The sequence below is a fragment of the Aggregatibacter segnis ATCC 33393 genome (assembly GCF_900476035.1).
Classification (GTDB): domain Bacteria; phylum Pseudomonadota; class Gammaproteobacteria; order Enterobacterales; family Pasteurellaceae; genus Aggregatibacter; species Aggregatibacter segnis.
In genome coordinates, this window is sequence record NZ_LS483443.1 from 1,232,488 (window position 1) to 1,254,663 (window position 22,176).

16 protein-coding genes and 3 tRNA genes are annotated in these 22,176 nt (G+C 41.7%); 9 read left to right on the plus strand and 10 right to left on the minus strand.

Annotation, left to right across the window (positions count from 1 at the left end; genetic code table 11):
- Positions 1–42: 42 nt before the first annotated feature.
- The 5 genes from DQN58_RS06110 (at position 43) to rnd (ending at position 6,279) form a co-directional block, all read left to right on the plus strand.
- Entirely contained in the window at positions 43–1,989 is a 1,947-nt protein-coding gene (locus DQN58_RS06110) for an ATP-dependent DNA helicase (RefSeq protein WP_006717771.1), read from the plus strand.
- A gap of 2 nt (positions 1,990–1,991) precedes the next feature.
- Positions 1,992–2,714, plus strand: a complete 723-nt coding sequence (gene tsaB / locus DQN58_RS06115) for a tRNA (adenosine(37)-N6)-threonylcarbamoyltransferase complex dimerization subunit type 1 TsaB (RefSeq protein WP_006717772.1) — start codon at positions 1,992–1,994, stop codon at positions 2,712–2,714.
- A gap of 31 nt (positions 2,715–2,745) precedes the next feature.
- Positions 2,746–3,300, plus strand: a complete 555-nt coding sequence (locus DQN58_RS06120; protein WP_006717774.1) for a Slp family lipoprotein — start codon at positions 2,746–2,748, stop codon at positions 3,298–3,300.
- A 66-nt stretch (positions 3,301–3,366) separates the two neighbouring features.
- Positions 3,367–5,058 carry a long-chain-fatty-acid--CoA ligase FadD gene (fadD, locus tag DQN58_RS06125; protein WP_006717777.1) on the plus strand — a complete coding sequence of 564 codons (1,692 nt, stop codon included), beginning with the start codon at positions 3,367–3,369 and terminating at the stop codon, positions 5,056–5,058.
- A 63-nt stretch (positions 5,059–5,121) separates the two neighbouring features.
- Positions 5,122–6,279 carry a ribonuclease D gene (gene rnd / locus DQN58_RS06130; protein WP_006717779.1) on the plus strand — a complete coding sequence of 386 codons (1,158 nt, stop codon included), beginning with the start codon at positions 5,122–5,124 and terminating at the stop codon, positions 6,277–6,279.
- 83 nt (positions 6,280–6,362) lie between these two features.
- Here rnd and DQN58_RS06135 read toward each other — a convergent pair whose 3' ends face one another.
- The 5 genes from DQN58_RS06135 to pgsA all read right to left on the minus strand — a co-directional run bounded on the left by DQN58_RS06135 (position 6,363) and on the right by pgsA (position 9,666).
- The gene (locus tag DQN58_RS06135; protein WP_032997838.1) at positions 6,363–7,748 is read right to left on the minus strand and encodes a cytochrome-c peroxidase; all 1,386 of its coding nucleotides are present in this window, start codon (positions 7,746–7,748) and stop codon (positions 6,363–6,365) included.
- 917 nt (positions 7,749–8,665) lie between these two features.
- Positions 8,666–8,741, minus strand: a tRNA-Lys gene (locus tag DQN58_RS06140).
- Between the two features lie 49 nt (positions 8,742–8,790).
- Positions 8,791–8,877, minus strand: a tRNA-Leu gene (locus tag DQN58_RS06145).
- A 1-nt stretch (position 8,878) separates the two neighbouring features.
- Positions 8,879–8,954 (minus strand) — tRNA-Gly (locus DQN58_RS06150).
- A gap of 154 nt (positions 8,955–9,108) precedes the next feature.
- The gene (pgsA, locus tag DQN58_RS06155; protein ID WP_006717782.1) at positions 9,109–9,666 is read right to left on the minus strand and encodes a CDP-diacylglycerol--glycerol-3-phosphate 3-phosphatidyltransferase; all 558 of its coding nucleotides are present in this window, start codon (positions 9,664–9,666) and stop codon (positions 9,109–9,111) included.
- 186 nt (positions 9,667–9,852) lie between these two features.
- On the opposite strand from pgsA, the gene metC reads away from it, so the two are divergent.
- Positions 9,853–11,046 (plus strand): cystathionine beta-lyase, encoded by a 1,194-nt coding sequence (metC, locus tag DQN58_RS06160; protein ID WP_006717786.1) that lies wholly within the window; start codon positions 9,853–9,855, stop codon positions 11,044–11,046.
- Positions 11,047–11,246: 200 nt separating this feature from the next.
- Positions 11,247–12,308, plus strand: a complete 1,062-nt coding sequence (locus tag DQN58_RS06165; protein ID WP_032997840.1) for a porin — start codon at positions 11,247–11,249, stop codon at positions 12,306–12,308.
- A gap of 135 nt (positions 12,309–12,443) precedes the next feature.
- On the opposite strand, the gene dnaJ is transcribed toward DQN58_RS06165, so the two are convergent.
- The 4 genes from dnaJ to dnaK form a co-directional block, all read right to left on the minus strand.
- Entirely contained in the window at positions 12,444–13,568 is a 1,125-nt protein-coding gene (gene dnaJ, locus DQN58_RS06170) for a molecular chaperone DnaJ (RefSeq protein ID WP_006717790.1), read from the minus strand.
- Positions 13,569–13,837: 269 nt separating this feature from the next.
- Positions 13,838–15,106: an O-acetylhomoserine aminocarboxypropyltransferase/cysteine synthase family protein gene (locus DQN58_RS06175; protein ID WP_006717792.1), complete on the minus strand. Its 1,269-nt coding sequence runs from the start codon at positions 15,104–15,106 to the stop codon at positions 13,838–13,840.
- 75 nt (positions 15,107–15,181) lie between these two features.
- Positions 15,182–15,580 carry a GyrI-like domain-containing protein gene (locus DQN58_RS06180; protein WP_006717797.1) on the minus strand — a complete coding sequence of 133 codons (399 nt, stop codon included), beginning with the start codon at positions 15,578–15,580 and terminating at the stop codon, positions 15,182–15,184.
- A gap of 120 nt (positions 15,581–15,700) precedes the next feature.
- Positions 15,701–17,602, minus strand: coding sequence for a molecular chaperone DnaK (gene dnaK, locus DQN58_RS06185; protein WP_006717799.1), 1,902 nt, complete (start codon positions 17,600–17,602; stop codon positions 15,701–15,703).
- A gap of 335 nt (positions 17,603–17,937) precedes the next feature.
- Between dnaK and DQN58_RS06190 the strand changes: the two genes are divergently transcribed.
- A complete protein-coding gene (locus DQN58_RS06190) occupies positions 17,938–19,374 on the plus strand; it encodes a YdgA family protein (protein ID WP_032997841.1) in 1,437 nt (478 codons plus the stop codon).
- A 356-nt stretch (positions 19,375–19,730) separates the two neighbouring features.
- Here DQN58_RS06190 and argS read toward each other — a convergent pair whose 3' ends face one another.
- On the minus strand, positions 19,731–21,464 hold the full coding sequence (gene argS / locus DQN58_RS06195) for an arginine--tRNA ligase (protein ID WP_006717803.1): 1,734 nt from the start codon (positions 21,462–21,464) through the stop codon (positions 19,731–19,733).
- A gap of 98 nt (positions 21,465–21,562) precedes the next feature.
- On the opposite strand from argS, the gene DQN58_RS06200 reads away from it, so the two are divergent.
- A complete protein-coding gene (locus DQN58_RS06200; RefSeq protein WP_006717805.1) occupies positions 21,563–22,150 on the plus strand; it encodes a VOC family protein in 588 nt (195 codons plus the stop codon).
- The last annotated feature ends 26 nt before the right edge of the window (positions 22,151–22,176 follow it).

Consider the following 22,176-nt stretch of genomic DNA (forward strand, 5'->3'; position numbering starts at 1 on the left):
AAATCTGCTATACTGTGCCGACTTTTTAACAGGTGAAAAATAATGGCGTATTCAAAACAAATTAGCAAGGCGTTTTCCCCAGACGGTGCATTGAGCGCCCATATCAAGGGCTTTCGTCCCCGCGCAGAACAGGTCGACATGGCGACGGCGGTGGGCAATGCCATTGAACAGCAAGGGGCGTTAGTGGTGGAAGCCGGTACGGGTACGGGCAAAACCTTTGCGTATTTGGCGCCGGCGTTATTGGTGAAAAAGAAAACCATCATTTCCACCGGTTCCAAAAACTTGCAAGATCAGCTGTTTAATCGCGACTTACCCGCTATTCAAAAAGCTCTCGGATATAGCGGCAAAATTGCTTTGCTCAAAGGACGTGCCAATTATTTATGTTTAGAACGTTTGGAACAGGTGATTGCGCAAGGCGTGCTGGGTGATCGCAGTGTGCTGCATGATTTATCTAAAGTGCGCAAATGGCGCAACGCCACGAAGACCGGCGATTTGTCCGAATGCATTGAGATTGCCGAAGACAGCCCGATTTTGCCTCAACTCACCAGCACGGCCGAAAGTTGTTTAGGGAGTGATTGCCCCAATTATGCGGATTGTTTTGTGGCATTGGCGCGTAAAAAAGCGCTGAATGCCGATTTGGTGGTGGTCAACCATCATTTATTTTTTGCTGACATGGCAGTGAAAGAAAACGGCTTCGGCGAATTGATCCCGAATGCTGAAGTGATTGTGTTTGATGAAGCGCACCAACTGCCTGATATTGCCAGCCAATATTTTGGTCAATCGGTCACCTCCCGTCAACTTTTTGATTTATGTAAAGACATTCAAATTACCTACCGCACCGAAGTGAAAGATATGAAACAGCTTGGTGTGGCGGCAGATCAACTTTTAAAAATCGTGCAGGATTTTCGTTTAATGTTGGGTGAAGGCAATTTGCGCGGTAATTGGCGACAAATGCTGCAACAAAGTGCGGTTAAAAAAGCCTTTGATTTTTTACTGGAAAAACTGAATTTTACTGCCGAAGTGGTGAAATTAGGCTTGGGGCGTTCACAAACGCTAGACAGCATTTTTGAGCGCATCGCGCAGTTACAAAATCTACTTAAACGCCTGACGGAAACAGAAATCACCGGCTATTGCTATTGGTTTGAATGTATCGGTCGCCAGTTTGGGCTACACATTACGCCACTTACTGTGGCGGACAAGTTTGGTGAGCAAATGGCAAAACAAAAATGCGCCTGGATTTTCACTTCTGCCACCTTGGAAGTGGGCGGCACTTTTGCCCATTTTTGCCAGCGTTTAGGTATTCAAGATGCGGAGCAGAAAATTCTGCCAAGCCCTTTTAATTATGCAGAGCAATCTTTGCTTTGCGTGCCACGTTATCTGCCGGCAACCAATCACAGCAGCACGTTCACTCAATTAGGCAAAATGTTACTGCCGATTATCGAAGCCAACCAAGGCCGTTGTTTTGTGCTTTGCACGTCTTATGCCATGATGCGTAGCCTGGCAGATTATTTTCGTGAAAACAGTGAACTGACGATTTTATTGCAGGGTGAAACGGCGAAAACTACGCTGTTGGAACAATTTATTTTGCAATCGCACAGCGTGCTGGTGGCAACTTCCAGTTTTTGGGAAGGCGTGGACGTACGAGGCGATGCGTTGTCATTGGTGATTATCGATAAATTGCCCTTTACTGCACCTGATGAGCCATTATTGAAAGCACGTATTGAAGATTGTCGTTTGCAGGGCGGCGATCCGTTTAACGATATTCAAATTCCCGAAGCGGTGATTACCTTGAAGCAGGGCGTTGGGCGATTAATTCGTGATGTGACCGATCGCGGTGCTGTGATTATTTGCGATAACCGTTTGGTGATGCGCCCTTATGGAGAAACCTTTTTGCGCAGTTTGCCGAATTTTAAACGTACGCGGGATTTGCACAAAGTGGTACAATTCCTGACAACCTTGAAGACAGACGATAACAAAGAATCTATATAACCATGAAAAATGTCACATTATTAGCTTTAGATACTGCAACAGAAGCTTGTTCTGTTGCTTTGTTACGTGGTGGTGAAAAAACACATTTAGCGCAATTTGCACAGCGTGAACATACTAAACATATTTTGCCGATGGTGGATGAAATTTTGGCTCAAGCAGGCATTACGCTACATCAAGTGGATGCCCTGGTTTTCGGTCGTGGCCCGGGTAGCTTTACCGGTGTGCGCATTGGTGCAGGTATTGCGCAAGGCTTAGCCTTCGGGGCTGAATTGCTGGTGATTCCTGTGTCCAATTTGGCCGCAATGGCACAAGCTGCCTATGTGCAATATCAGGCGGAAAATGTGTTGACAGCCATTGATGCTCGTATGAATGAGGTGTATTTTGCCCAATGGCAGGCGCAAAAAGTGCGGTCAGATTTCGGCGAGTTTTTAGATTGGCAGCCGATGATTGCCGAGCAGGTTTGTAGCCCGTCAAACGTCATTGAGCAGGTATCTCAACAACATCATGAAAACGCCGTTTTAGCAGGAACCGGCTGGGCGGCTTATCCTGAGTTAAAAGAAGCGAATCTTGGTAAAGTGACAGAGATCACCTTGCCTTCCGCTTTATATATGCTGGATTTGGCATTGCCAAAATGGTTTGCCGGCGAGACCATTAGCCCGTTGGAGATTGAGCCGATTTACTTACGCAATGAAGTGACGTGGAAGAAATTGCCGGGGCGAGAATAGATTTTAATCACCTTTTGAGAGGAGCATTAAAATGAGCAAAAAAATAGGGTTAATATTGACCGCACTTTCTCTTGTTTTAACCGGTTGTGTGTCGGCGCCGCAAGGGTTAGAGCCAAAACAATTTGATGCGTTAAATTTAAATAACATTCAACAGCAAGATTATGATTGTCGTTGTGTGAAAGTACGTCTGGGCGGCAAAGTGATTTCCGCTACCGCATTAAAAAATCAGACAAAAGTGGAAGTGTTGAACCAAACGGTCGCGTATTTCTCTGCAAAACCGATGATTGATAGCCACAGTAATGGGCGTTTTATTGCTTACTTAAACGGCTTTGTGGATCCGGAAAACTTAAAAGATCAATATATTACCGTTGCCGGTGTGCTAAGTGGCAAAGAGCAGGGCAAAATTGATCAAGCGGATTACAGCTATCCGGTGGTGCAAGCCCATCAATATCGTCTTTGGAAGCTCGTGCAAGAATATTATTACGATCCGGACGACATGTATGATTACGGACCATTTTATCCATACGGCTGGTGGGCGCCGAGATTTATGTGGGCCGAACCACGCCTTCGCTATAATTTGTATTAAGTTTGGGCGGAATGTTAAAATTCCGCCTCATTTTATAAAAATAAAGAAAAAAGAGAAGGAATCACTATGACTAAACCTTGGTTTCAAAATTATCCGGAAGGCTCTGAGCGTGAATTGGATACGTCAGAATATGATTCGATTTTAGATATGTTTGATAAAGCGATTCGTGAACATCCCGACCGCGCCGCTTATATTAATATGGGACAAGTGTTAACGTTTCGTAAATTGGAAGAACGCAGTCGTGCTTTTGCAGCCTATTTGCAAAATGAATTGAAGTTAGAACGTGGTGAGCGTGTGGCATTAATGATGCCGAATTTGTTGCAATATCCTATCGCGTTATTTGGGATTTTACGTGCCGGTCTTGTGGTGGTGAACGTGAATCCGCTTTACACACCACGCGAGTTAGAACACCAGCTGCAAGACAGTGGCGCTAAAGCCATTGTGGTGGTGTCTAACTTTGCCTCTACGTTAGAAAAAATTGTTTTCAACACTTCTGTGAAACACGTTATTTTGACCCGTATGGGCGATCAGTTGTCTTTCGGTAAACGCACATTAGTGAACTTCGTGGTGAAATACGTGAAGAAACTCGTGCCAAAATATAAGTTGCCAAATGCGGTCACGTTCCGTGAAGTGTTGAGTGTCGGTAAATATCGTCAATATGTGCGTCCGCAAATGGAACGCGATGATTTGGCCTTTTTGCAATACACAGGTGGCACTACGGGCGTAGCAAAAGGGGCGATGTTGTCGCACGGCAATATTATCGTGAATGTGTTCCAAGCCAAGTGGATTGCCCATCCTTTTGTGGGTGATCGTAGTCGTGAGCGATTAGCCATTTTGGCCTTGCCGTTGTATCACGTTTTTGCCCTCACCGTGAACTGCTTGCTGTTTGTTGAATTGGGGGTGACTGCCGTATTAATTACGAACCCGCGTGATATTCCGGGTTTCGTAAAAGAACTGAAAAAATATCCGTTTGTGGCGATTACCGGCGTGAATACCTTGTTTAACGCCTTGTTAAACAATGACGAGTTGAAGAACGTGAATTTCTCTGCCTTAAAACTTTCCGTGGGCGGCGGTATGGCGATTCACCAATCTGTTGCCACTCGTTGGCATGAATTGACCGGTTGTAACATTATTGAAGGTTACGGCATGACAGAATGCTCTCCGCTAATTGCGGCATGCCCGGTGAATGTGGTGAAGCATAACGGCAGTATTGGTGTGCCGGTCCCGAACACCGATATTCGAATTGTGAAAGAAGACGGTTCTGAAGCGGCTCTCGGTGAAGCAGGGGAGTTGTGGGTGAAAGGCGAACAGGTGATGAAAGGTTATTGGCAACGCCCGGAAGCCACCGCAGAAGTGATCAAAGACGGTTGGATGGCAACCGGTGATATTGTGATCATGGATGAAAGTTACAGCTTGCGCATTGTGGATCGCAAAAAAGACATGATTTTGGTGTCCGGTTTTAACGTGTATCCGAATGAAATCGAAGATGTGGCGATGTTAAACAATAAAGTGGCTGAAGTGGCGGCAATCGGCGTGCCAAATGACGTGTCCGGGGAAACCATCAAACTCTTCGTTGTGAAGAAAGAGGACAGTTTAACCCGCGATGAATTACGACAACACTGCCGCAAATATTTAACCGGCTATAAAATTCCAAAAGACATTGAGTTCCGTGAGGAATTGCCGAAAACCAACGTGGGTAAAATTTTACGTCGTGTTTTACGTGATGAAGAAATTGCGAAACGTGCGACAACTGCCTAAGTTATTTTATTAATCAATGCGAGAGAGAATGTCGCTTTACAGCACATTCTCTCCTTTATTTCTATGACATATCAAATAAAAGAATGTAACACCCCGCCACGCTTTCAATTAATTACAGATGATCAGGCATTGTTTGATGTTTGTGAACAGGCAAGAACACAAAGTGCGGTGGCATTAGACACTGAATTTGTTCGGGTCAGAACCCTGCACCCGAAATTAGGGTTAATTCAATTATATGCCGGTGATGAAGTGGCGTTAATTGACCCGACAATGATTCAGGATTTTTCCCCTTTTATTGCCTTACTTGCCGATGAAAGCGTATTGAAAGTATTGCATGCCTGCGGTGAAGATTTGGAAGTTTTTCAACATTATTTCCAACAATTACCACAGCCTATGTGCGATACACAGGTGATGGCGAATTTTCTTGGTTTTGCCGGTTCTGCCGGTTTTGCTACGTTGGTACAACATTATTTCCACATTGAAATTGATAAAGGGGCGTCACGCACCGATTGGTTGGCGCGCCCGTTATCCGAGATACAGTTACGATATGCCGCTGCGGATGTGTGGTATTTGTTGCCTTTATATGTACAAATGCAGACACAATTGGCACAAACCGAATGGCAAAGTGCGGTCAAAAATGAATGTGAATTTTTGCTGCACAAACGGGCACATGCTGTTAAAAATCCTGATACGGCTTATTTTGCGATTCCGAATGCGTGGAAGTTAAATCGCTTAGAATTAATGCGTTTAAAATTGCTCGCAAAATGGCGCATGGAAGAAGCTATGAAACGGGATTTAGCATTGAATTTTGTAGTTCGTGCAGAAAATTTATGGCAAGTGGCAAAATACAATCCGAAGAATACGTCGACTTTATTGGAGCTCGGCTTGAGTACGGCGGAAGTCCGCATTCACGGTAAGAAATTGTTGCAAATTATTGATCAGGTGAAACGCATTTCAGAGGAGGATTATCCGCCGCCAATTCAACGTTTGGCGGATGATTCGCGCTATAAAGCCGCATTGAAAGCATTGCAGCAACAATTAATTCAGATTGCTCCGGCGAATTTACCGAAAGAAGTGATTGCCAGTAAACGTCATTTAGAAAGTCTGATGAAGTGGCACTGGCGAAAAGAAACGGAGGATGAGCCGCCGGAATTATTAAGTGGTTGGCGTAAACCCTTTGGTGAAAGGCTGTTGGAATCCTTAAAAGCATTTGATGCATAAGATATTTAAATAAAAAAGTGCGGTGAATTTTTACGACGTTTAAAAACGTGTTGAAAATCCACTGTACTTTTTATTGATGGTGATTATTGCAATTTCTTACCTTCAAATTCACCAGTGAGACTTTCTAAGAAAGACGTAATGTCATCAATGTCTTGTTGTTGAGGTTTTACGTTGCTTTGATATTGCAACATAATTCGAACAGCTTCTTTCAAGTCTTTTGCAGAAGCATCGTGCATATAAGGCGTAGTTAATGCGATATTACGCAATGACGGCACTTTAAAGCGATGCATATCATACGGATCCTTGGTTTGTGCGAAACGACCTTGATCGGCTTCCGTGATTGGTGTGCCGCGATCTTTGAAGTAATCGCCATAAATACCCATGTATTCGTAAGATTGTCCGCCCATATTCACACCGGTATGGCAGGTATCGCATTTATGTTTCTTAAACAATTCGTAGCCTTTTAATTGCTGCTCATTTAATGCGGTTTTATCGCCTTTCAAGTAACGGTCAAAATCGCTATTTGGCGTGATTAAGGTTTTTTCATATTCACCGATAGCGTGGGTTAATGTCGCTTGGCTCACTTCAGGATACACTTTTAAGAATTCTTTTTTGAATTCTTCATCCTGTTTAAATTTCGCTACGATGTCATCCCAGGTGTGGCTGCCCATTTCAACTGGGTTAATCGGTGGTCCACCTGCTTGGTCAGCAAGATCGATTGCACGACCATCCCAGAATTGGACGAAGTTAAATGCGGAGTTAAATACGGTTGGTGCGTTGATGCCGCCTTTTTTGCCTTCAATACCGATAGAGACATCCAAGCGGTCAACCCCACCTTTGTCGAGTTGGTGGCAAGTTTCACATTGAACGGTACCATCTTGAGAGAGGCGGTCATCCATAAAGAGTTTTCGACCGAGTTCTACTTTAGCCGGATCGGTCATGATGGAATCCGGAATTGGTTGGATCAGGCTGTGAGGATTTGTCCCTTCCGTGTTTGCAGGTAAAAAGGCTTTACGTTGTTCGCGAATCCAATTTAATAGCGTGGTTTTTTCGTTTTCATCCGGACGACTTCCCCAGTGAACATGGCGGAATGTTGCTACCGGCATTTCATTATTTTCAATCACGCGTTCAAGTTTTGCTAAATCAACTTCAGATAATTTACTCGGATCTTTTAAACCATCCAGTAATTTGTTTAATAAAAAGACGCGTTTACCTGATTCAATATCGCGACTTAAGATGGAATCCGCTAACGGAAGATTAGCATAGAAAGGCAAATCAGCATTAGGGGAGTGGCAATATTGACAACCGTTATCTAACAAGATTTTGGCAACCTTTTGTTGCTCAGCAGAGTAATTACCCTCAGCAAGTAATTTTTCTGATTGCCCCTTATCATATAGATGAATATACCCAACAACGCCTAAATAACCTGCAATCGCGATGACTGCGGCTTTAAGTGCAAATTTTTTCATAATCATGCTCCAATATTAAAAAAGTAAAAACAGCAGGGCGATTATGGCTAAAAACAGAATCTAACTATATGATTTAAATCAATAAACTTGATTTGAAAAAGCAATGGATTTAATCGCTTTTATTAATCAAAAATAGGTAATTGAGTGAAAAATATGCACTTAGAAGGCTTAAAAATACAATAAATAAGGCAAATTAAAAGGTGATTATCAATAGGTAAAATCAAACGTGGAAACCAAGCGATATAAGACAAATTCTTGTATATAAAAGAGAACCGCGCCGAATTCGACGCGGTTTGGTTTCACCCGAAGGTGAGTTCATGGTTTTTCAATGCGTTAGGAGTGACGTCAATCTAACAAAATCAATTTGATGTTCAGCTTGACTTGTTTTAAGCCTTTCTTTTCATTCTCGCTTTTTGAGAGAAGCAGAGCGCCACAAATGGGACGTATCTAGTGATGCATATAGTTGCTACTGTTCTCCAGCAGCTGAAACTTTCGTTCCTTATATCCTAAGATATTCGCCTTGACTCCATCCCTTTCACCGCTGTTGCTACTTTATAACGACTAAAGAAAGAAGCGGCAACATTCATGTTGAAGTATTACAGTTATAATAGGAATAGGCCTTTGACTCTTGGCCGATAGCCTTGTTGAAGACACCCAAGGAATCATCAAATTGTCCTTGTGTGTAATTCTCTTTCTATATCGAACCCTTCCGAATCATTCATAATAGAATTGCTTATTCTCACGTACAATCAAACGTTGTTTTTCAAGTGGAGCTAAAACTGTTAAGGCTATTTTCGATAATTGTTATAAGGAGAGGGAGACGCATTTAATAAATAAGGGTAACGCCTTATTTTATTCATTAAAGAGAAAATAAAGATTAAGAGAAAGAATATATCGAATAATTGGGAATTTATATTTGGTGGGTCGTGAAGGATTCGAACCTTCGACCAACGGATTAAAAGTCCGCTGCTCTACCGACTGAGCTAACGACCCAACGATATGATTTAAAAGGGGAATTTAATAAACTAAGGAGTGTATTAAATGGTGCCCGAGGCCAGACTTGAACTGGCACGCCTCGAAAGGCGAGGGATTTTAAATCCCTTGTGTCTACCGATTCCACCACTCGGGCTTGGAGCGGGAAACGAGGCTCGAACTCGCGACCCCGACCTTGGCAAGGTCGTGCTCTACCAACTGAGCTATTCCCGCATCATTATTTAGCAGTGCTAAACAACGGAGTGCATTTTACTTATTTATGATTGTGAGTCAAACAGAAATTTAAAAAAAATTATTTAACTGCTTAAAAAAAATTCAACTTTGGAAAATACACGAAATAAAAATACCTTCAAAAACGACCGCACTTTTATTTGCGCAAGTCTTCTAATAGACTGTCTTTAGCCGCATTCAGATATTGCAACATAGACCAAATTGTTAAAATGGCAGCAACATAAAGCAGAACTATGGCAATGATTTCCATTGCGGTATTATAACGCCATAACAATCCACCTAACGCAAGCATTTGGGAGGTTGTTTTTACTTTGCCTAACCAAGATACTGCGACTTTACTGCGGCTACCTAATTCAGCCATCCATTCACGTAAAGCAGAAATAATAATTTCTCTTGAAATGACCACGATTGCGGGAATCGTAATCCAAAAAGTATGGTTATATTCCACCACTAAGACCAAACCCGCGACCACCATAATTTTATCCGCGACAGGATCCAAAAAGGCTCCGAATCGGGTGGTTTGTTTCCATTTTCTTGCTAAATAGCCATCAAGCCAATCGGTGACACCGGCAATGAAGAAAAGTAGAGTAGTTAAGAAAGGCGCCCAATCGAAAGGTAAATAAAAGGTAATAACAAAGAAAGGAATCAAAATAACGCGAAAAATCGTAAGAAAAATGGGAATATTAAGTTTCATGATTCATTTTGCTAGAGGTGAATAGTGTGCTTATTCTAAATCAGATTCTTCCCTTTTAAAATGCCAATTTAGAAATTTGATTTAAAAAGAAACTCTAGTGATGATAAGAATTTGGCGTTAATATTTTTAACGGCAAAAACGACCGCACTTTTACTCGATTTTTTTATTATTTTATAGGATGTCATCATGTCAGAAAAATCTCTTGCAACCGCGTTAGTTCATGCGGGCAGAAAAAAACGTTATACCCAAGGCGCCGTTAATCCAGTGGTGCAACGTGCTTCTTCTTTGGTTTTTGATTGTTTAGCCGATAAAAAACACGCCACAATGAATAGAGCAAAAGGTGAACTCTTTTATGGCAGACGCGGCACACTAACACATTTTGCTTTGCAAGATGCAATGTGTGAATTAGAAGGTGGTGCAGGTTGCTATTTGTATCCTTGTGGTGCTGCCGCTGTGACAAACAGCATTCTGTCCTTTGTACAAACCGGTGATCATATCTTAATGACCGGTGCGGCTTATGAGCCTACACAAGATTTTTGCAATATCATTTTGCAAAAAATGGGGATAGCAACCACATATTATGATCCGATGATTGGCGAGGATATAGCCCGCTTAGTTCAACCGAATAGTAAAGTCTTATTTCTTGAATCGCCGAGTTCGTTAACCATGGAAGTGCCTGATATTCCAGCCATTGTGAAAGCGGTGCGAAAAGTAAATCCGGAAATCGTGATTATGATTGATAACACGTGGGGCGGTGGCGTTCTTTTTAAAGCTTTAGAACATGATATTGATATTTCCATCCAAGCGGGGACGAAATATTTAGTGGGACATTCTGACGTGATGATCGGTACCGCCGTGTCTAATGCTCGTTGTTGGGATAAATTGCGTGAGCATTCCTATTTAATGGGACAAATGGTGGATGCCGATAGCGCTTATACGACAGCTCGTGGTTTACGCACGTTGGGTATTCGATTAAAACAACATGAGGAAAATAGCATTAAAGTGGCACAATGGTTGGCACAACAACCTGAAGTCAAAGCCGTATATCATCCGGCATTGCCAAGCTGCCCAGGGCATGTATTTTTCCAACAAGATTTTCTTGGAGCAAGTGGTCTATTTTCATTTGAATTAAAACAAAAGCTTACTCAACAACAGTTAGAAGCATTTATGGATCATTTTGAATTATTTACGATGGCGTATTCTTGGGGCGGCTTTGAATCGCTTATTCTTTGTAATCAGCCGGAAGAAATAGCCAAAATTCGCCCGAATATTTCACGTAAATTAGAGGGAACGCTGATTCGTATTCACGTTGGTTTGGAAGATGTTGATGATTTAATTGAAGATTTAAATGCCGGGTTTAGACGATTAAATGCAATTTGAGAACGTTTTTTCCTAAATTGACGTAGGAAAATGTGATCTGTATCAGAAAATAGGTAGAAAAAAAGGAACTTTTTATTGACGGTCTGGTTTTTCTTTGGCAACATTTAGTCGCTTCAAAAGAAGTAGCTTGGACTATTCGCAATTTGAAAAGTTCAAATTTACCTTAATAACAAGTAAGTTCTGAAAAAGGAATGATGATTATGAAAAAGACAGTAATCGCATTAGCAATCGCTGCTTTAGCAGCGGCAGGCACTTCAAGTGCAGCAACAGTTTATAACCAAGATGGTACTAAAGTTGACCTTGGCGGTTCTTTCCGTATCTTCTTAGGTAAAGCAGGTGAAAACCAACGTGGTGATTTAATCAACGATGGTTCACGTATTAAAGTAAATGCATCTCACGCGTTAGACAACGGTTTATCTGCATTTGTTGGCTATGAAACTCGTTTCAACGGTGACCAAAAATCTAACCAACCAAGTTCTACCACTGGTTTTGGTAATATCACAACAAAAAAATTATTTGTTGGTTTCGGTTTTGAAAACGTAGGTAAATTAAGCTTTGGTCGTCAAGCGACTACTTCCGATGATGTGTTAGGCGACAGCTTATACTACCGCTCTGGTAACTACAACCTTTTAACTACCGATGCTGATAAATCTATCAAATTCCGTTCTGCTGACTTCGCAGGTTTCAGCTTTGGTGCTGACTACTTATTCGGTCATGCTAAAAAAGACGTTGCAGGTTATAAAAGTGGTTACGGCGTAAGCGCATTCTATAACTACGATTTCGCTGAAAACCACAAAGTTGATGTTGCAGCGGGTTACACAGTTGATCAATTTGATACAGCAGGAAGTACTGAAACTAACCAAAAAAATCATAACTGGTTGTTAGCGACTCACTATCAACTTAACGATTTCTACTTCGGTGCGGCATATGGTCAAGGTGTAGAGAAATACAGATCTGCTGAAAGCCAAAACAGAACTAAATTTATCTTCTTAGAATCTAAATATGACTTAAATGGTCTTACCGGTATTCCATCAACTGTTGGTTTACAATGGCAACGTTTAGGTACTAAATATGATGAAAACGCAGTTTCAGCACAAGATAAAGCGAAAACTGTGAAAAATCAATATATTGCAGTGGTTGACTACAAATTCAACAAATATGTAGTGCCTTATGTACAATATACTCGTGAAACTGTTAAAGATAACGAAGGTCTACGTACTAACGAAAATATCTTCGGTGCAGGTTTACGCGTACACTTCTAATTTGAGTTAATACTCATTGAAAAGACCGACATTATGTCGGTCTTTTTTTATACCTAAGTTTTATACGTAAAAAAGTGCGGTAGAAATTTTGAGTATTTCTACCGCACTTTGGTTTTGTTTTGGATTAGGTTAACTTTACTTTGTTAGATCATCAAAGAAACGTTTTACACCATCTAAAAAGCTAGAAGATTTAGGACGCTGTTTCGTTTGCCCTTCCAAGCTTTCTTCAAGCTTCCTTAGCAATGCTTTTTGTTCTTCGTTGAGTTTCACCGGTGTTTCTACCACAATTCGACAGATTAAATCACCGGCATAACCGCCACGTGAGGTAACGCCTTTGCCACGCATACGGAATAATTTGCCGGTTTGGGTCTCTTCCGGGATTTTTAATTTAACGCGTCCATCCAATGTTGGTACTTCAATTTCACCCCCAAGAGCAGCCATAGTGAAGCTAATCGGCACTTCACAATAAAGGTTGCTGCCATCACGCTCAAAAATGTGATGCTCTTTCACATGGATTACAACATATAAATCGCCTGCCGGTGCCCCATTTTCACCTGCTGCGCCTTCGCCTGATAAGCGCAATTGATTTCCTGTATCTACGCCGGCCGGGATTTTTACGGAAAGGTTTTTCGGTTTATTCACTCTGCCGTCACCGTGGCAAGTTTTACACGGTTTCTCAATTTTCTTACCGGTCCCATGACAGAAATGACAAGGTTGTTCCGTCATAAAGAAACCTTGTTGGCGGCGTAAGCGGCCAGCACCGTGACAATGTGGACAGGTTTCCACTTTTGAACCGGCTTCAGCGCCAGAGCCATGACAAGTTTCGCAAGGGGCAAGCGTATGAATTTTAATGTCTTTTGTCGTGCCTTTGACGGCTTCTTCAAGGGTGATTTCTAGGTCATAGCGTAAATCATCACCACGCACAACACGTTGGCGACCACGTCCGCCGCCACCGAAGATATCCCCGAACATATCGCCAAAAATATCGCCGAAATCTGCACCGCCAAAACCACCACCGCCGGCACCAAAACCTTGTTCAAATGCGGCATGTCCGTATTGATCATAGTTGGTCCGTTTTTGCTTATCGCTCAGTACTTCATAGGCTTCTTGGATTTCTTTAAATTTTTCTTCTTTCGCTTTATCACCTTGAGTTCTGTCCGGATGATATTGCATAGCAAGCTTTTTATAGGCTCTCTTAATTTCCTTTTCATCGGCGGATTTAGAAATGCCGAGAAGTTCGTAGTAGTCTTGTTTTGCCATAATGTTTCAATTTTCCGTTTAAAATATCAAATGCTACTTTTATGATTGTCTATTGTATTACATGAACAATATCGCTAAAGACAAAATGATACCAAAAGGCAGAAATATCAAGAGCCAACACATGAATTTATTAAGGCATGGTTCGGCTTATTTTCGTTTGTTACAGTCAAACGAAAGCCAACAAACTAAAGTGAGCCGTCTATATTTCTGTTACGATATGATTTTGTCGTTGTTCAAAGAGGCAGGCCGATTGTCTGCCTTGAATACCATCATTTTGCTGCATTGAAGGCTTGTTCTAAGTCAGCCAAAATATCTTGAACACTTTCAATACCACAAGAAAGGCGAATTAATCCTGCGGAAATGCCTGCTTTTTCTAATTCGATTTCACTTAATTGGCGATGCGTTGAGGTCGCAGGATGTAACGCACAAGTACGAATATCCGCCACATGCACTTCACGCGAGGTCATTTGTAAGGCATTTAGCCATTTTGCCGCAGCGTCTTTGCCCCCCTTGATTTCAAAAGAAATGACACCACACAAACCGTTTGGTAGGTATTTTTGTTTGAGCGCGTAATCCGTGGAACTGATTAACCCCGGATAGCTTACTTTTGCTACTTGTGGGTGTTTCTCCAAAAACTCAGCCACCGTTTGTGCATTTTCATAATGACGTTGCATACGCAATGCAAGGGTTTCCATGCCGACATTCAATAAGAAACTGTTTTGCGGTGCCGGTGTTGCGCCTAAATCACGCATTAATTGCACGCGCGCTTTAACAATATAAGCGGCAGGGCCAAATGTTTCCGTATAGACTAAACCGTGATACGTTTGGTCCGGTGTGCTTAATTGCGGATATTTGCCGTTATTCCAATTAAAGTTGCCACCATCCGTAATAGATCCGCCAAGTGCAATGGCATGGCCATCTAAATATTTAGATGTGCTATGAATAACCACGTTTGCGCCAAATTCGATTGGGCGGCAAAAATAAGGAGTGGCAAAGGTGTTGTCGATTAGTAACGGTGCCTGCGCAGCTTGGGCTAAGGCAGCAAATTTTTCAATATCTAGCACTCGTAACGCCGGGTTTGCAATGGTTTCGGCAAAAACAGCTTTGGTATTTGGACGAATAGCCTTTTTGAGTTCTTCGAGCGGCAAATCTTGATCCACAAAACTGACTTCAATCCCCATTTTTTTGAACGTGTGTGCAAATAAATTGTAGGTGCCGCCATAGACACAAGAGGAAGAAATAAAGTGATCACCGGCTTCTAAAATATTCAACATGGCATAAAACACCGCCGATTGCCCTGAGGCGGTACACATTGTCGCCACACCACCTTCAAGTGCGGTAATTTTTTCTTCTGCAGCATTCGTGGTTGGATTTGCCAGGCGAGTATAGAAATAGCCAGCCGCTTGCAAATCAAATAATTTACCGATTTCTTCCGCAGAGTCGTAAGTGTAAGTCGTACTTTGTACGATGGGTTGAACACGCGGCTCACCATTTTTAGGGCTATAGCCGGCATGGAGACATTTTGTTGCAAATTCCATTATTTTTCCTTGGGTTGTGTTTATTTTGAGGGGAAAAGTGCGGTCATTTTTTATAAAATTTTACACACTTTGAGCTTAACAATGTGGTTCAACGGCGATATAAATTTCTACTAAACCATCAGAGTGGTATTTTTCAAAATCCACAGAATAAGCCCGCTTAAGTAAGCCTTGTTGTTCTTTTTTCCAGATCAGTTGCCATGTTTGATAAATTTCATCTGCTTGGCAACGAAAAACTTCGTAGAAACTCAAATCTTCAATTTCAATCGCCGGGATATCTGTCTCTAATACGGCTTCACTTGCAATCGCAAAATCATAGTCTGCTTGGTAATTCGCAGCATAATTAAAATAAATGCCATAACAATAGTGACCTTGTGGCAGTTTATCGAAATTATTTTGCCAAAGGGTTGGGATGATCTTATTTGCTATGTTGTTATTTAAGCGTTGTTGTACGATTGGGTAGAGTTTTAGCGCCATTTGTTCTCCTGGTTTATTTTTTCTGACTTCACTTTTTTAAATAAAGTCAGAAAAAATTGTGGTTGATGAATGCACCAAAAGGGCGTATTGCTACGCCCTTTTATTTTAGTGAGAGTGAAACTACTTATTATCTTTCACTTCTTCAAACTCAGCATCCACAACATCATCGTTTGGTTTGCCGTTGCTTTGCGCTTGTTGTGGCTCACCTTGCGGTTGTGCTGTTTGTGCAAGTTTTTGTGCAACTTCGGCAAGGGCTTGAAGTTTGGCTTCAATCACTGCTTTGTCTTCGCCTTTCACTGCTGCTTCTAAGTCGCTTAATGCGCTTTCAATAGCGGCACGATCTGCAGCAGGTACATTGTCACCGGCTTCACTTAATTGTTTGCGGGTGCTGTGTACAAGGTGATCTGCTTGGTTGCGAGCTTGTACTAATTCTTCAAATTTACGGTCAGACTCCGCGTTCGCTTCGGCATCGCGTACCATTTGTTGAATTTCTTCATCACTTAAACCGGAAGATGCTTTAATGGTGATTTGTTGTTCTTTACCTGTGCCTTTGTCTTTCGCAGAAACGTGGATGATACCGTCTGCATCGATGTCGAAGGTTACTTCAATTTGTGGCATACCACGCGGAGCAGGGTTGATGCCTTCAAGGTTGAATTGACCTAAAGATTTATTGGCAGAAGCCTGTTTACGTTCACCTTGTAACACATGAATGGTTACCGCACTTTGGTTATCTTCCGCCGTTGAGAACACTTGCGATTTTTTGGTTGGAATCGTCGTGTTTTTCTCAATTAAAGTGGTCATCACACCACCCATGGTTTCGATACCTAATGATAATGGGGTAACGTCTAACAACAATACGTCTTTTACATCACCAGCTAACACACCGCCTTGTACCGCTGCACCAATTGCAACAGCTTCATCCGGGTTCACGTCTTTACGTGGTGCTTTGCCGAAGAATTCTTCCACTTTTTGTTGAACAAGTGGCATACGGGTTTGACCGCCCACGAGAATAACATCATCAATTTGAGACGCTGTTAATCCGGCATCGTTTAATGCAACTTTTACCGGCTCAAGGGATTTCGCCACTAAATCTTCCACTAAGGATTCTAATTTCGCACGAGTCAACTTGATGTTTAAGTGTTTAGGACCGGTTGCGTCCGCCGTGATGTAAGGAAGATTTACATCGGTTTGTTGTGCGGAAGAAAGCTCAATTTTTGCTTTTTCACCGGCTTCTTTTAAACGTTGCATTGCAAGCGGATCTTTGCGTAAGTCAATGCCTTGTTCTTTTTGGAATTCATCGACTAAATAGTTGATCACACGGTTATCGAAGTCTTCACCCCCTAAGTGAGTATCACCGTTGGTTGCCAATACTTCAAAGGTTTTTTCGCCACCCACTTCATCAATTTCGATGATAGATAAGTCGAATGTACCGCCCCCTAAGTCGTAAACCGCGATAGTTTTGTTACCTTGACCTTTATCTAAGCCGTAAGCTAGTGCGGCTGCAGTAGGCTCGTTGATGATACGTTTAACTTCTAGGCCTGCGATACGACCTGCATCTTTGGTTGCTTGACGTTGCGCATCGTTAAAGTAGGCAGGCACGGTAATAACCGCTTCAGTAACCGGTTCGCCCAAGAAATCTTCGGCGGTTTTTTTCATTTTTTTCAACACTTCGGCAGAAATTTGCGGAGGTGCTAATTTGTCGCCTTTCACTTCAACCCATGCATCGCCATTATCGGCTTTTGTAATAGTAAATGGCATGATGTCGATATCACGTTTTACTTCAGCATCTTCAAAACGACGGCCGATTAAACGTTTGATTGCGAATAAGGTGTTTTTTGGGTTGGTCACCGCTTGGCGTTTTGCCGGTTGACCGACTAAAATTTCGTTATCATTTGTATAAGCAATGATTGACGGCGTGGTGCGATCGCCTTCTGCGTTTTCAATCACACGTGGTTTATCGCCATCCATCACAGCAACACAAGAGTTTGTTGTACCTAAGTCAATACCAATAATTTTTCCCATTTGTTTTCTCCTCGTAAAATTTTAAATTCGGTGTAATGGTTTACGGATTGTAAGATGTGGATTGAATTTTGCATTTCAAGGCATTTATTTAAAAATTTTTTCAATGCATGAAAAGTGCGGTTCGAAAATCAGATGGATTTTCAGTGCTAGCTTTACCCAAAGGCTTGTTGCTAGAACGGCACATTTGCGGTTCAATCCTGATTCGTTTTGTAAAATGAGGATAAAAGTAAGAGATTCAAGAGGAAGAGAAAAATTTAGTGATCTTTTTTCTAAAAAATCAAATTTGTGCTAGATTAGCCGAGCTATTTCACTTTTTATTTATTAAGGACAGAGGTATGAAAAAATCAACGTTAACGTTAGGTGTTATTGCTGCATTAGGTGCCGCCTGGGTTGGTGGTGCATGGTACACGGGAAAAGTGGCAGAAGAAGAATTTGTCCATCAAGTCAATCTCGTGAATAAAGATCTTAGCCAATCAGCTGATTCTCTCGGTTTGGATATTCGCTTTGATCATGTGTCTTTCGAGCGTGGTTTATTTAGTTCTAAAACTAAATATGACATTTTAGTGGCTGAGCTTGAAAATCCGAGCAAAACGTGGACGTTGCCATTTGAGGGGACGTTATACCATGGCCCGTTGCCGTTAAATCAGCTAAGTCATTTTAATTTCATGCCAAGTCTGTTTTCCAGTGTGGATTTGATCACTAAAAATGAAACAACAGCCCCTTGGTTTGAAGCAACAAAAGGTAAAACACCGATTACGGTGACTACCTTTGTCGATTATAACCAAAGCGGATCTTCTCATGTGGATCTTGTGCCTTTTGAAGCTGTGATGGAAGAAGGAACATTGGCTGTGAATGGCTTGGATATGAAACTGGGCTTCAAGCGCGATGGTGTGAATAAATTAGATTTTGCGCTGAATAAACTTCAATATAGTGAGCCGGATAAAAATGCTTCTGTTGAATTCAACGATTTGAAAATTGATGCTGAGTATCAACGCATTCCCGAATGGACGTATCTTTCCACCGGCAAACAATCTTTGTCAGGCGGTGCGGTGAAGTTCAATGCAATAGATTCTGAAGGAAAAAACAATCACGTTGAATTTAAAAATTGGAAAGTCGATTTTGATACGGTAAGAAAAGATAACATCTTAGATTCCGGGGCAAAAATTGTATTTAACGGAATTTCTGTCCGTGATTTTGATTTAGGAGATTTAACCATTGATATGGCGTTAAACCACGTTGACGGTGAAACCTTTAACCAGTTAATTCAGGTTTATAACGAATCCGCGAAACAACAGCATGATGAGCTTACCGATGAGGAAGTGCAGATCACGAAAAAATTTATTGATACTCAACCGCAGTTTATCTTAAATCCGACACTTAGCAATAAAGCCGGTAAATTAGCTTCCAATTTAGATATTTCTATGGCAAGCGCTGATTTTGAAAATGCTATCGGCCAAGGAAAGATTTTCCGTTTGTTTAACCACTTTATTTTCAAAATGGATGCCAATAAAGAAGCGTTAATTGAGGAAGCTGCGACGGTATTGCAGTTAGACCGACTTGATGATAAAGAACAGGCAACTAAAGTGGCAACAGAACAAGTTAATTTAGGCGTTAAAAATGGTGTGCAGCAAGGTATTCTGGTTGAGGACGGAAAATCCGTTAAACTCGATCTTGTGCTGGAAAAAGGTGAGCTTAAATTAAACGGAAACGTGATTCCGGAAGAACAGGTGGCTTCAATGTTGTTCTTAATGGTGATGTCAATGGGACAGTAGTTTATATCAATATCCCTCGATAATATTGTGCATATAAAGTGCGGTCGATTTACAAAACGTTTTGAATGTCGACCGCACTTTCTGTTTATAGCGCCTTTCTTATCAGAGAATAAATTGATGTAAAACCGTGAGTGAGTTCACAAAATTACAAATAACCGTTTGCTTTATAATGTCATGTTGCTATCCTTAGCCCCAACAAAAATAAGTGCTATACAAATAGCCAAACATATTTTGCTTTCCGAGTAGTGCCTCCTGTGAGGCACTTTTTTTTACCCGATTTTTTTCATTCTTGATGGCATGATTTTAAGCATAAAAAAATCCCGCCATAAAAAGCGGGATGTGATTTATTAATGAGATTACATTTTCTCAACGGTTTTAATGCCGAGTAAATCCAATCCTTGTTTTAGCGTTCTTTCTGTTAACAACGCCAGTTTTAAGCGACTGAGTTTCACTTGATGATCGTCATTATTCAGAATCGGGCAATGCTCGTAGAAGGAAGAGAATACGCCGGCCAATTCGTATAAATAAGCGCAAAGTACATGCGGTGTACCTTCTTTTCCAACCACTTGAACTGCCTCTTCAAATTGCAATAATTTGATTGCCAAAGCACGTTCTTTTTCATCAGTAATGCTTAATGTGGCTTGTTCCACTTCGCTTAGGGCTATTTGGCTACGATTGAAAATCGAACGAATGCGGGTGTAGGCATATTGCATATAAGGCGCTGTGTTGCCTTCAAAGCTCAACATATTGTCCCAGTCGAACACATAATCCGTGGTGCGGTTTTTCGATAAGTCCGCATATTTCACCGAACCGATACCAACAGCTTCAATGACATCCGCTTTTTCTTGTTCAGAAAGTGCGGTGGATTTTTGTGAAATTAATACGCCCGCACGTTCAATGGCTTCGTCTAATAAATCGGCCAGTTTTACGGTGTCACCACTACGGGTTTTGAATGGTTTTCCATCTTTGCCTAACATCATGCCGAAATTTTTGTGTTCTAGCTGGAAACTGTCCGGCACATAGCCCGCTTTACGGGTGATGAGCCAAGCTTGTTGCATATGTTGGCTTTGGCGAGTGTCGGAGAAGACTAACGCACGATTGGCTTTTAAGGTTTCATAACGATATTTGGCAGCCGCGATGTCGGTGGTGGTGTAAAGGAAACCGCCGTCTTTTTTCTGCACAATAACACCCATTGGATCGCCGTCTTTATTTTTGAATTCATCCAAATAAACCACTAATGCGCCGTCATCTTCTACGGCCAAACCTTGTTTTTTCAGATCTTCAACAATGCCCGGCAACATTGGGTTATACAAACTTTCACCCATCACATCTTTGTCTGTTAAGGTCACATTGAGACGATCGTAGTTGTGTTGGTTTTGTTGCATAGTGATTTTCACCAGTTTTTGCCACATAGTGCGGCAATACTCATCACCACTTTGCAGTTTTACAACATAGTTACGGGCTTTTTCGGCAAAGACCGGATCTTCGTCATAATGTTTTTTTGCTGCGCGATAAAAGGCTTCTAAATCGCTCAATTCCATTTCGCTGGCATGTTCGTTTTCCATTTTTTCCAAATAGGCAATCAGCATACCGAATTGAGTACCCCAGTCGCCTACATGGTTGGCGCGGATGACGTTGTTACCTAAAAATTCAAGTGTGCGTACAACGGCATCGCCAATAATGGTGGAGCGTAAATGTCCCACGTGCATTTCTTTGGCAACGTTCGGGGAGGAATAGTCCACAACCACGGTTTGTTTTTCCGGATTGTGTACACCTAATTTCGGATCTTGTACAGCGCGGCTGATGTTGTCTGCAAGCCAAGTATCTTTTAGAAAAATGTTAATAAATCCCGGGCCGGCAATTTCCGTTTTTTCTGCAATGTCTTGTAATTCGGCTTTGTCTAATACGCTTTGAGCAAATTCACGTGGGTTTAATCCCAATTTCTTGGCGGCCGGCATGATGCCGTTAGCTTGATAATCACCAAACTGCACTTTGCCCGATTGGCGAACGAGGGCTTCACATTGTGCGTCGGCACCGGCTGCAATCATCGCCTGTTTGATTTTTTCGGATAAAATAGATTGAATATTCACGGCTGAACCTTAATTTTTTGAAATAAGTTTGGGCTGATAAAAAATAGCTAGATATAATACCGTTCTTTCACCTTTCAGAAAAGCCAAAAAGGAAAATTATGTCATTTCGCTTTCCCCATAAAATATTTGAAAAACAGACCGCACTTTTTGCCGACTTTCAGGATTTTGAGCAAAAAATTCAGGCATTGGCACAACAGATCAATTTAGATTTAAACCAATATGAAATTGATCACCTTTCTTTGCGGGTGAATACCGAGCAAACGGCGAAGGCTTGGCTGACGCTATTGTTAGAGTATGGTTCGGTGTTGAGCGATAACCTGATTAACGGTAGAGTGATTTATTTGATTCAGTTACATGAGCCTTTGCGTTTGGCGCAACAAGAGGTTGATGTGGTGGAATTACCTTTCCCAAAAGATAAACATTATCCGCAGGAAACTTGGGAGCATATTGAGGTGGTTGTTCCATTTTTACCCAATGAAACCGCAGCTGAATGGTTAGCAAGAATAAAAAATACATTCTTGCGGAACCAACCCGAACGTTTTAAAGTCAAAACGAGCGAACCGAAAGGATGTGGTGAAACACTGCTCAATTTGTCTGTTGCAGTAAGTTTTGTGGATAAAATGCAGAATCCTACTTGTATCAAGTTCCACCCATACAGCATCAAGCAAATTGTAAGCGCGGTTTGATGATATAAAGCGGTTCAATAAAATCA